Below are 11,845 nucleotides of genomic sequence, written 5' to 3'. Positions count from 1 at the left end.
GGGCCGTCGGGCACCGGCGTTCCCGTGAGCCGCGTCACACCCAGCCGCGGGCCGCGGCGCCGGGAGCTGTGGCACGGATCACCGGAACCCGTGCCGCGCTGCGGGCAGTGCCGGGTGTGGAAACAGTGATGAGAGAGCGCCTCCGCGGCGGCGACCGGGAGGCCCTGGGCGAGCTGTACGACGCGCACGCCCAGGTGCTGTACCGGTATGCCCTGCGGGTGACCGGCGACTGGGCGGAGGCCGAGGACATCGTCTCGGCGACCTTCCTGGAGGCCTGGCGCAGCCGCGAGAGGCTCCGGCCCGAGGGCGCCGAGCGCACCGAGTTCGGGGAGCGTACCAAGGGGGCCGCGCGCCCTGGGGCGGACGGACGTCCCGGCGACGGGCTGCGGCCGTGGCTGCTCGGTATCGCCACCAATCTGATGCGCCAGGGCGCGCGCGCCCGCAGGCGCCGGGACCTCGCGCTCGCCCGGCTGCCGGAGCGCGGCTCGGTGCCGGACTTCGCCGACGAGGTCGTCACCCATCTCGCGGACACCGAGCAGCTGCGCGCGGCGCACGTGGCCCTCGGCCGGCTGCGCCGCCGGGACCGCGAGGTCTTCACGCTCGTCGTGTGGGCGGGCCTGGACTACGCGGCCGCCGCCGAGGCGCTGGGCGTCCCGGTCGGGACCGTCCGCTCGCGGCTGTCCCGCGCCCGGACCCGGCTGCGCGCCTTCGCCGCGGCCGAAACGGCGCGGTCGGCGCGCGACCGGAGCACCACCCCCCACCGGTCGGCGGCGGGCTGCTCCCGCGCGGTCCGGCCCGAGCCCAAGGAGAGCCACGGATGACCATCGGCCCGCACCGCACCGGGAACCACGAGCACGCCGACCCGGCCGGGCCGCTGCCCCCGCCGGCCGTCCCCGGCCTGACGCCGGAGCGCGAACAGCGGCTGAAGGCGGCCCTGCTGAGCCGCGTCTCCGCCCTCGACGCCCTCAACGCCCTCAACGACGGGACCGTGACACCGGCCCGGCGCCGGCCGCGGCCGCGGCTGGTCCGGGTGCTGGCACCGGCCGTCGCCTGCGCCCTGGCGGTCGGCGGCGCGGTCGCCGTCGGGACCTCCGAGACCCGCCCTGCCGGAAACCTCCGGGCCACCGCCTCGCCCGAGGCGGCCCGGTTGCTCGACCGGATCGCCCTCGCCGCCGGTGAGGGGACGGCTCCCGCGCTCCGGGCCGACCAGTTCGTGTACGTCGAGAGCAGGGTCGCGTACGGCGCCCAGAGCGCCGGGGGCGGCCCGGTCGCCCTGGCCCCCGTGCACAGGCGCCAGGTGTGGCTGTCGGCCGATGGCACGCGCCCGGGACTGCTGCGCGAGGAGGGCGGACCCGACTCCCCGCTCGGCGCCGACCCCGACGCCCGTACGACGATCGGGGGACTCGCCGGGCTGCCGACCGACCCCGACGCCCTGCTCGCGCGCATCCGGCAGGACGTCGGCGGCGGGAGCGCGGGGGCGCCTGGCGCGGATCCCGACCAGCTGGCGTTCGCCGCGATCGGGGACCTGCTGATGGAGACCTGGGCGCCGCCCCGGCTCGGTGCCGCGCTCTACCGGGCGGCCGGGAGGATCCCCGGGGTGGTCGTCGTCCCGGCGGCCAGCGATGCCGTGGGCCGCCCCGGGGTCGCCGTCGCCCGGACGTCCGGGGGGCGGCAGACCCAGTGGGTCTTCGACCCGGCCACCCACGCGTTCCTCGGCGAGCGGACGGTCCTGACCGAGTCGGGCGAGGCCGGCCCGAAGGGCACGGTCGTCGGCACGTCCGCGATCCTGACCAGGGCGGCCGTCGACCGGGCGGGCGAGCTCCCGCGCCGCTGATCGCGCACAGGGGCGAGGCCCCCGCCGGGTCGGGCGGGGGCCTCGCTCATGCCTGCGGACGCGCCGGGCGCGCCGGAGGTCAGACCGCCGGGGCCGGGTACGTCGGGTACTCGACGCCGGAGACGTGCTGGACGACCCGGATGACCTGGCACGAGTAGCCGAACTCGTTGTCGTACCAGAGGTAGAGGATCGCGTTGTCGCCGTCGACCTTGGTGGCGCCGGCGTCGACGATCGACGCGTGGCGCGAGCCCACGAAGTCCATGGAGACCGCGTCGGGGGCCGTGGTGAAGTCGATCTGGCGCTTCAGCGGCGAGTGCAGCGAGACGTCGCGCAGGTAGTCGAGGACCTCCTCGCGGGTGGTCTCGCGGCCCAGGCGCAGGCTCAGGATGGCGATCGAGACGTCCGGCACGGGGACGCGGATCGAGCTGCCGGTGATCGGCGCCTTCAGGTCGGGCAGCGCCTTGGCGACGGCCGAGGCGGCTCCGGTCTCGGTGATGACCATGTTGAGCGGCGCGGAGCGGCCGCGGCGGTCGGCCTTGTGGTAGTTGTCCAGCAGGTTCTGGTCGTTGGTGAACGAGTGGACGGTCTCCACGTGGCCGCGCAGCACGCCGTACTCGTCGTCCATCGCCTTCAGCGGCGGCACGATCGCGTTCGTGGTGCAGGACGCGCAGGACAGGATCTGCTCGTCCGGCTTGATCGTGTCGTGGTTGACGCCGTGCACGATGTTCGGGACGTCGCCCTTGCCCGGGGCGGTCAGGACGACCTTGTCGATGCCGGGGCGCAGGTGCTTCGACAGGCCCTCGCGGTCCCGCCACTTGCCCGTGTTGTCGATGAGGATGGCGTCCTTGATGCCGTACGCCGTGTAGTCGACCTCGGAGGGGTCGTTGGCGTAGATCACCTTGATCGTGTTGCCGTTGGCGACGATGGTGCTGTTCGCCTCGTCGACGGTGATCGTGCCCTGGAACTGGCCGTGGATCGAGTCCCGGCGCAGCAGCGAGGCGCGCTTCACGAGGTCCTGCTCGCCGCCGCCGCGCACGACGATGGCGCGCAGCCGCAGGCCGTTGCCGGAGCCGGCCTTCTCGATGAGGAGACGGGCGACGAGGCGGCCGATGCGGCCGAAGCCGTAGAGGACGACGTCGCGGCCGTCACGGCGCTCGATCTTGTTCTCACCCGTGGCGCCGGAGACCGCGGAGGCGGTGAACTCCTCCACCGAGAGACCCTGGTCGTCGTGCTTGTAGGCCTCGGCGAGCAGCGCGATGTCGATCTGCGACGGACCCAGGTCGAGCGTGGTGAGCGCCTGCAGGAACGGCAGCGTCTCGGTGACCGAGAGCTCCTCGCCGGCGATCTGGCGGGCGAACCGGTGGGTCTTGAGGATGCTGACAACCGACTTGTTCACCAAGGATCGGCTGTGGACCAGGACCGTGACGTCCCGCTCCCGGTGCAACTTGCCGATGATCGGAATCATCGACTCCGCGATCTCCTCGCGGTTCTTCCAGCTGGTGAACGAGTCGTCATTGACAGTCACGAGTTCATCTTTCGAGCTAGGTGGTGCTCATATGCTAACCCGACCGTGTTTCGATCTTGCCCTGGGGCCCGTCCTCGGCTCCGCCGCCCCTCAGGACTCGACCGTCACCACGACCGAGTGCCAGCCCGCCGCGCCGTCCGGCATGGTGTCCGTGCGGCGCTCGGGCTGGGTGACACCGGTGCCGTCGGTGGCCCGGACCGTCAGGGTGTGACGGCCGGGCGCGGCCTGCCAGGGGTGGACCCACTGGCGCCAGGTGTCCCGGCTGTCCTCGGCGCCGAGCCCGGCCTCCCGCCAGGGGCCGTCGTCGACCCTGACCTCCACCCGCGCGATCCCACGGTGCTGGGCCCAGGCGACCCCGGCGATCATGACCGGTCCGGCCGCCGGGCGGGCGAAGGACCGGGGGGTGTCGATCCTGGACTGGGTCTTCACCGGAGCCTGGGCGGCCCAGCCGCGCGGGACCCAGTACGCGTCGTAGGCGTCGAAGGTGGTCAGTTCGAGGGACTCGATCCACTTGCAGGCGGAGACGTAGCCGTACAGGCCGGGGACGATCATGCGGACGGGGAAGCCGTGGTCGAAGGGGAGCGCTTCGCCGTTCATGCCGAAGGCGAGCAGGGCGTCGCGGCCGTCCATGACGTCCTCGACGGGGGTGCCCAGGGTCATGCCGTCCACGGACCGGGCGACCAGCTGGTCGGCCGGTCCGCCCTCGGACGGCGGGCGCACCCCTGCCTGGCGGAGCAGGTCCGCGAGGCGCACGCCGAGCCAGCGGGCGTTCCCGACATAAGGGCCGCCGACCTCGTTGGAGACACAGGCGAGGGTGATGTCCCGTTCGACCACCTCACGGGCCATCAGCTCCCGCAGATCGACGGAGAGTTCGCGGGTGACGCCCATACCGTGGACGCGCAGCCGCCAGTCGTCGGCGTCGACCTTGGGAACGACCAGGGCCGTGTCGACCCGGTAGAAGTCCCTGTTCGGGGTGATGAAGGGGCTGATGCCGGGCACGTCGAGCTGCGCCCCCGGCGGTACGGCCGGGGCGGCGGAGACCGGCCGGGGCAGCCGCAGGGCCCTGCGGGAGGCGGTCGCGGCCTCCCCCGAGGGCGGTCCCACGGCCCGGCCGAGCGCGGCGGCGACGGTCGCGGCCACGCCCGCGCCCGCCGCGACGAGGAGGAAGCCCCGCCGGTCGGCGCGGGCGGCCTCGTGCGGCGGTTCGCCGGCCTCCGAAGCGAGCAGCCGGCCGATGAGGGCGTACAGCAGGAGGGCGCCCGCCGCCGCCCCGAGGAGCGAGGGCAGGGCGTCGAGCGCGGAGTCGGAGTCGGGCCTGGTGAGGGCGGCGAGCGCGCCGACGACTCCGAAGCCGAGGACGCCCGCGGCTCCGGCCGCGCGGTGGCGCAGGGCGAGCAGACCGAGGGCGGCGGCGATCAGGCCGAGGACGAGCACGATGCCCAGCAGGAGGACGGCCTTGTCGCTCTCCCCGAACGTACGGATCGCCCACTGCTCGACGGCGGCCGGGGTCCGGTCGACCACGGCGTCGCCGACGGCCGTGACCGGGCCCGACTCGTGGCGGATCAGGCCGGCGAGGACGTCGGCGACGGCCAGGGCGACGTAGCCGGAGAGGAGTCCGCCGCCGACGGCGAGGAGCCGGTCGGTGCGGGTCGGGCTCCGACGGGGGGAGCGTGTGGCGTTCATGGTTCACAGCATCGGCACGCGGGGACCGATGCCGCGGGATTTCACCCGTGCGCCGCCGCCGCTTCCCCGACCAGGGCGGCCAGGGCCACGCCGAGCGCGTCGAGACCCGGTCCGGCCGGGCCGCCGGGCTCCGCCATGTAGACGTCGCGCCGGATCTCGATCATCAGGGCGGTGACGCGCGGGTCCCGGCCGTAGTGCGCGAGCGGCACATAGGTCCCGGCGAAGGGGCTGTCCGTGCCGATGCCGCCGAACGGCGCGAACGCCTCGCGTGCCGCGTCGAGAAGCGCGGGAGGTGTGTGAAAGGGGTCGGTGCCCAGACAGATCGGCGGCCGGGGGCCGGTGCCGTGCAGCTCGTAGGGCAGCGCCTCGGTCGGGTACGAGTGCACGTCGATGATCACGGCACGGCCGGCCGCGGCGAGCCGGTCGTCGACGGCGGCGGTCATGGCGTGGGCGTAGGGCGTGAAGTAGCCCTCCAGGAGCGGTCGTTCGTCGAGGTCGTCGGGCCGCAGCACGGCGCGGTGCGTGGTCCGGGTGTACACCGCGCCCATGCCGACCGCGCGCATCTCCTCACGCTCGTCGGGGAAGCGCTCGGGGTCGACGACCAGCCGGGAGAGCAGGTTGACGAACCGCCAGGGGGTGACGGCTGCGGCCCGCGCGGCGGTGTCCGCGAGGGCGGCGGTGTGGGCGTCGGTGATGTGGTCCAGTTCGCGCGCGAGTTCCTCGTCGCCGAGCACGATGCCGTCGCGCACGTCCGGGGGCACGTCCCGGGAGGAGTGCGGCACATGGAGGAGGACCGGGGAGCCGGGGTCTCCGGGGAGGAGGTGGAAGGACGGGGTCATGGCGGTCCTCGCTGTACGGCTCGGGTGGGTGGTGGCCTGCGTGGGCGGTGGTGGTGGGCGGTGGCCGTGGCTACTGGCCGGCGGCTAGTGGCTAGTGGCTGGTGGTTTGTGGCCGGTGATCGTCGCTGGTGGCTGCTCTCTGTGGACCGGGCGGCGTGTGCGCCGGGGCGCGCGCCGCCCGGTCCGTATGGTCACATCCCGTTACGCGGCGTCCCGCACCGAGCCCGTGAACTCGGGGCCATGGTGCGGCTCCCAGTTCTCGTCGTACGTGGTCAGGCGGGCCCGCAGGGTCTCCGCGGGCTCGTCGACCGTGTCCGCGACGGTCGGGATCGACACCTCGACGCTCGTCTCTCCGGCGGGCACGTCCGCCCAGACGCTCGCGGGCTCGCCCTCCCAGCCGAGCGCGGAGAGCGGCTTCGGCGGGTTCGGCACGGCGCCGAAGAACTGTTCCAGCCAGGCGGGGTCGACGTCGGCGCTGGACAGTTCGGGACCGCCGGTGACCGGCAGGAGTTGGATGACCCCGCCGACCTCCACGTCGGCGGGCGCGGACAGGGTGATCCGCCAGGTCAGCGGTTTGCCCTCGGTGACGTCGTCGGCGACCGGGGTCACGGTGACCGCGGGCTTCGCGTCGTCGTTCCTCGCGGTCACCCCGCCGCGGTGGGAGCCGACGGCGACGCCCTTCACGGCCTTCACGGAGATGTCCCGCGAGAGGTCGTGGCCGAAGCGGGTGTTGCCCGTGACCTCGACCGGCACGTCGATCGACTGGCTGCCCGGCCTGACGGTGACGATCCGGGACGTCGTCTCGTCCGAGCCCGGCCGCGGGGTGAACACCCGGACCTGGCCGCTGCCCCGGCCGGAGACGTGGACCGGCACGCGGTAGGTCCGTACGCCCGAGTCGCCCTCGTCCACGGTCAGTCGGCCGATGTCGACACGGGGCATCGCGCCGGGCCGGGCGGCCGGGGTGCCCGGGCGCCAGCCCCAGGCGTCCATCAGCCAGGCCTGGCCCGCGCCGCCGGCCGCGGTCAGTTCGAGGCTCGCGATCCGCGTCAGGTCCAGCTTGGAGCGGGAGGCGAGGGCCAGCGGGACGCGGACCTCACGGCCCCAGTGGGAGGTGGTGCGGTCGGTGCCCGGGAGTCCGTCGACCCGTGCCCGGCCGAGCGGTGCCCGCCGGCCGTCGGCGTCGACGAGCGCGATGTCCAGGCGCGTTCCCGTGGTGTTGGGCGGCACGATGACGCGGAGCGCCAGCGAGCCGGAGCCCTTGAGGGACACCGGGCGCTCGGCTCGTACGGTCGTCCTGGCGCCCGCGCCCGGGCCCGTCCAACGCAGGGCGACGGCGTCGCGGCCGGGTTCGGGCGAGGCCTCCCAGAACGCGAAGTGCGGGGAGCGGCCGCCCGTGCCGTCGTCGTTCTGCGGCAGGCAGGCGCGGGCCGGATCCGGATCGATCTGGGCGCACAGCCGGCCGCCGCCGGTCACGGTGAGGCCGGGTCCCGGCAGGAAGCCGGGGGCGCGGTGCCCGCCGACGGCGTGGCTGAGCACGCGCGCCGGGCCGGCGGAGGCGACGCGGCGGCCGGTGCCGTCGAGGAGCGGACGGACGCGGTCGTCACCGCCGACGAACAGCTGGGCCGCTGCGGCGATGTAGGTGGCGCCGACGGTCTGCTGCTGGGTCGCGGTCAGCCGGGTCTTCGCGCCGGGCGAGCAGACCGGGTCCTGGGAGTCGTCCGAGTTGAAGTCGTCGAAGGCGGGCGCCTCCGCCTGGCCCGGGGTCCACTCGCTGTTGAAGTAGTTGTGGTTGGCGCCGACCATGTACACCGCGCTCTGCAGCGCGGTGCCACGGCTCACTCCACGGGTGCCGTCGACGTAGATCTGGCCCTGGAGGTCGGAGACGTCGCCGTCGCAGCCGGGCAGCATGGTCATCGAGGGCACGTCCGGGGCCGGGTTCTGGCCGAAGATCGTGGGGCCGATCAGGACGTTGCCTCGGATCGTCCAGCGCGCCGGGCCGGGGGCTCCGTCCTGGTCGGCCGGGGGCCGGTGCAGGCTGTCGAGCGCCGCGCGGTTCACGCCCTCGCCGCCCCGGGAGTGGCCCACGAGCAGGACGCGGGAGAGGTCGGCGGGCGCGGTCGCGCGGACGGCGGCCGGGGCTCCGGACGGCTGCGCCGACCAGTCCGCCCAGCGGCCCAGGTGCTGCCGCACGAGGGACGAGCGGGCCTGCGCGCCGGCGTCGTCCGCCGCGTGGTCCTGGGCGTTGATGCCGTTCGCGGAGACGGAGACCGTCACATACCCCTGGGAGGCGAGGAGCTTCTGGGCGGCCAGATAGCCCTTGTGACTGGGTATCGGCTTCATGCCGGGGGCGCAGGGCCAGGCGCCGGTCACCTCCTCCGCGGGGCCGTAGCAGGTGCCGTGGCGGCCGTGCAGGAAGAGCGCGAGCGGCCGCTTGCCGGGGGCGCCGGTGGGTCCGACGACGACGGCGCGCATCTCGATCGGCTCGGTGTATCCGGGCAACCGGATGGCCGGCAGCTCGTACTCGCCGCTGACGGTGTGGTAGGCGCCGGGCTTGCCGGGGTCGACCGGGTTGAGCGGCAGGGGCGGTTCCACCGGCCCCGCGGGGCCGGTGGGCCTCCTGCGGGGTGCCTCGCTCGCGGCGCCCGCGTCGCCCGGGTTGCCGGCGTCCAGGCGGCGCCCGGCGGCCATGACCCGCAGGTCCTTGGCGGCCCCCAGGCGCAGGCCGTCGGCCTTCAGCCGGAAGGCGTGCCCGTCGGAGGCGGGTGCGGGGCGGCCGAGGAGCCTCGTGCCCGCGTAGAACTCGACGCGGGCGTCGCCCATGGGTACGGGTTCGGTGGACGTCCAGACGAGTTCCCGGCCGGCGCCCTCGCCGGTGAGCCGCCAGCCCTCCGGCAGCGTTCCGTCGACGCCGGCTGCTCTCGCGGCGCCCGTCCGGGACGGGGCGTCCGGGGACGGTTCGGCGAACGCCGCCGGTGGTGCCGCCGCGGCCAGGGCGACTAAGGCCACGGCCGTGGTCACCACACGTGTGACACGTATCAAAGCGGTCTTCCTCACGATCGATCCGGTCGGGACCCCGCCGGGACGTCACGGGGCCGCCTCTGGGCACCTCGGGTCCCGGCACGGGTCCCTCTCGTGATCGGAGGACGGCAACCGGCGTGCGTGGGTTGCCTCGTGGGGCGGGAGAGGAACGAGGTGCGGGGAGATCGGCGGGAAATCGGCGCACGGGGGTAGGCCCGCCGGACCCGCTTGTTATACGTTCCGTCTAACAGCTTGCTAGATGCCGCGTCTAACAAGACGTTCGCCGTCTCGACCAAGGAGCCGCACATGGCCCGCAGCACCGTCCGCCCGGAGCGCGAGGACCGGCAGGCCGAACAGGAGGTCGCCCGCCGGCTCCTGGACTCGGCCGCCCAGCTCTCCTACGACCCGGCCACCGAGGTGGACTGGGACACCCCGCTGGACAAGGAGTTCCACGGCGCGAGCCCGGAGTGGAGCACCCTCTACGGCACCGCGTACTGGAGCGAGTTGACCGAGGCGCAGCGCAAGGAGCTGACGCGCCAGGAGGCCGCGTCGGTGGCCAGCACCGGGATCTGGTTCGAGATGATCCTGCAGCAGATGGTGCTGCGCGACATGTACGCCAAGGACCCGACCGACCCCCGGTTCCAGTGGGCGCTCACCGAGGTCGCCGACGAGTGCCGGCACTCGATCATGTTCGCCCGCGGCGCCGCGAAGCTCGGCGCCCCCGCGTACCGGCCGCACCGGCTCGCGATCGAACTGGGCCGCGCCTTCAAGACGGTCGCCTTCGGCGAGGCCGCGTACGCGGCGATCCTGGTCGCCGAGGAGGTCCTCGACGTGATGCAGCGCGACTGGATGCGGGACGAGCGGGTCGTGCCGTTCGTCCGCACGATCAACAACATCCATGTCGTGGAGGAGTCCCGGCACATGAAGTTCGCCCGCGAGGAGACCCGCAGGCGGCTGCGGGGCGCGAGCGGGGTGCGCCGCCGGTTCCACGCGCTGGTGATCGCCATCGCCTCGTACGTCATCGTCACCAGCATGGTCGGCCGGAAGGTCTACGAGAGCGCGGGCCTCGACGTCGATCGCGCCGTCGCCGAGGCGCGGGCCAACGAGCACCACAAGTCCCTGATGCGGTCGAGCTGCGCGGGCCTGATGGAGTTCCTCTCCTCCGCCGGGCTGCTGACCCGGCCCGCGCTGGTCTTCTACCGGCGCGCCCACCTGATCTGACCGCTGCCGTCCCCCCACACCCCGAGCCGAGCCGTATCGACCCGAGCTGAGCCGACGACATGACCTACGCCATCACCCAGACCTGCTGCAACGACGCCACCTGTGTCGCCGTGTGCCCCGTCAACTGCATCCGTCCGACGCCGCGGGAGCGGGAGTTCGGCAGCACCGAGATGCTCCACATCGACCCGGCGACCTGCATCGACTGCGGCGCGTGCGCCGACGCGTGCCCGGTGGACGCGATCTTCCCGGTGGACAGCCTCTCCCCCGCGCAGGCCGGCTACGCCGCCGTCAACGCCGCGTACTTCGCCGACCGTGCCCCGCTGGAGGCGGAGGCCGCGCCGGGACCGAACTTCCACTCCTGGGGCGCCCCGACCTTCGACCGCTCCCTGCCGTCGGACTTCGCGCCCCTACGGGTCGCGGTCGTCGGGACGGGGCCGGCCGGGATGTACGCGGCGGAGGACCTGCTCCTGCACACCAACGCCGAGGTGACCCTCGTCGACCGGCTCCCCGTGGCGGGCGGTCTCGTCCGGTACGGCGTGGCGCCCGACCACCCCTCGACCAAGAAGGTCGGGGACACCTTCGCCCGCTTCCACACCCACCCCCGGGTCCGGCTGCGGCTGGGCGTCGAGGTCGGCAGGGACGTCACCGCGGAGGAACTCGCCGCGCACCACGACGCGGTGGTGTACGCCGTCGGCGCCTCGGCCGACCGCAGACTCGCCGTCCCGGGCGAGGACTTGCCCGGCAGCGTCCCGGCCACGGCGTTCGTCTCCTGGTACAACGCCCACCCGGAGACCGCCCCGGACGCGATCGACCTGACCGGCGCCGAACGGGTCGTCGTGGTCGGCAACGGGAACGTCGCGCTCGACGTCGCCCGGATCCTCGTGCGGGACCCCGAGGAGCTGGCCGCCACGGACGTCGCCGACCACGCGCTCGCGGCCCTGCGCGGCTCCCGGGTGCGCGAGGTGGTGCTGCTCGGCCGGCGGGGCCCGGAGGACGCCGCGTACACGGCCTCCGAACTGCGGGCCCTCACCCACCTGTCCGGGGTCCGCCTGGTCGTCGACGACCACGACCCGCGCATCGGCGCGGCGATCGACGGCGCCGCGCCGGGCGGGAAGGCGGCGCTGCTGCGGGATGTGGTGCGGGAGACCGTCGACTGGACGCGGCCGCCGGGCCCGGACCGGCGCATCGTGCTCCGGTTCCACTCGGCGCCCGTGGCCCTGACCGGCGAGGACGCCGTGCGGGGCGCGCGGGTGACGGAGGGTCCCGGCGAGCGCGAGATCCCGGCAGGACTGGTCCTGCGGGCGGTCGGCTACCGGGGCGTGCCGGTGCCCGGGCTGCCCTTCGACGAGGCGACCTGCACCGTGCCGCACGAGCGCGGCCGGGTGGCGGGGATGCCGGGGACGTACGTCGTCGGCTGGATCAAGCGCGGCCCTTCGGGCGGGATCGGGGCCAACCGGACGTGCGCCGCCGAGACCGTGGGCACGCTCCTCGCCGACGCCGTGGCGGGCGCGCTGCCGGCCCCGTCCGGTTCGGCCTGGGCGTTCCGGCGCCTGGTGCGCGGACGCGCCGAGGTCGTCGGCGCCCGCGGGCTCGCCGCGATCGACCGCGCCGAACGGGCCGAGGGGCGCGCGACCGGCCGCCCGCGCGTCAAACTCACCACGGTGGCCGCCCTGGTGGCCACGGCCCGCCGTCCCCGCGCCCGGCTGCGCCGCCCGGACTGACCGG

Annotated in this window: 8 protein-coding genes; 4 read left to right on the top strand and 4 right to left on the bottom strand. The window is 74.6% G+C overall.

The window, feature by feature from the left end; all coding sequences use genetic code 11:
- Window positions 1–128: 128 nt before the first annotated feature.
- Window positions 129–821, top strand: coding sequence for an RNA polymerase sigma factor (locus tag ACF09C_RS28175; RefSeq protein WP_392095432.1), 693 nt, complete (start codon window positions 129–131; stop codon window positions 819–821).
- Window positions 818–1,834 carry a CU044_5270 family protein gene (locus ACF09C_RS28170; protein WP_392095431.1) on the top strand — a complete coding sequence of 339 codons (1,017 nt, stop codon included), beginning with the start codon at window positions 818–820 and terminating at the stop codon, window positions 1,832–1,834. Before ACF09C_RS28175 ends, ACF09C_RS28170 begins: the two co-directional genes overlap by 4 nt.
- A 79-nt stretch (window positions 1,835–1,913) precedes the next feature.
- Here ACF09C_RS28170 and ACF09C_RS28165 read toward each other — a convergent pair whose 3' ends face one another.
- From ACF09C_RS28165 to ACF09C_RS28150, 4 genes are all read right to left on the bottom strand, one after another.
- Window positions 1,914–3,359 carry a glyceraldehyde-3-phosphate dehydrogenase gene (locus ACF09C_RS28165; protein ID WP_362010665.1) on the bottom strand — a complete coding sequence of 482 codons (1,446 nt, stop codon included), beginning with the start codon at window positions 3,357–3,359 and terminating at the stop codon, window positions 1,914–1,916.
- 90 nt (window positions 3,360–3,449) lie between these two features.
- A complete protein-coding gene (locus ACF09C_RS28160; protein ID WP_392095429.1) occupies window positions 3,450–5,042 on the bottom strand; it encodes a molybdopterin-dependent oxidoreductase in 1,593 nt (530 codons plus the stop codon).
- A 41-nt stretch (window positions 5,043–5,083) separates the two neighbouring features.
- Window positions 5,084–5,881 carry an N-formylglutamate amidohydrolase gene (locus ACF09C_RS28155; protein ID WP_392095427.1) on the bottom strand — a complete coding sequence of 266 codons (798 nt, stop codon included), beginning with the start codon at window positions 5,879–5,881 and terminating at the stop codon, window positions 5,084–5,086.
- Between the two features lie 201 nt (window positions 5,882–6,082).
- A complete protein-coding gene (locus tag ACF09C_RS28150; RefSeq protein ID WP_392095425.1) occupies window positions 6,083–8,920 on the bottom strand; it encodes a hypothetical protein in 2,838 nt (945 codons plus the stop codon).
- Window positions 8,921–9,205: 285 nt separating this feature from the next.
- Here ACF09C_RS28150 and ACF09C_RS28145 point away from each other — a divergent pair, with 285 nt between their 5' ends.
- On the top strand, window positions 9,206–10,120 hold the full coding sequence (locus ACF09C_RS28145; RefSeq protein WP_392095424.1) for a diiron oxygenase: 915 nt from the start codon (window positions 9,206–9,208) through the stop codon (window positions 10,118–10,120).
- A gap of 59 nt (window positions 10,121–10,179) precedes the next feature.
- Entirely contained in the window at window positions 10,180–11,841 is a 1,662-nt protein-coding gene (locus ACF09C_RS28140; protein WP_392095422.1) for an FAD-dependent oxidoreductase, read from the top strand.
- The last annotated feature ends 4 nt before the right edge of the window (window positions 11,842–11,845 follow it).

The organism is Streptomyces sp. NPDC014870 (genome assembly GCF_043081505.1).
GTDB lineage: Bacteria > Actinomycetota > Actinomycetes > Streptomycetales > Streptomycetaceae > Streptomyces.
Note: the sequence above shows the minus strand (reverse complement) of the source record. Positions and strands in the feature narration are given on the sequence as shown.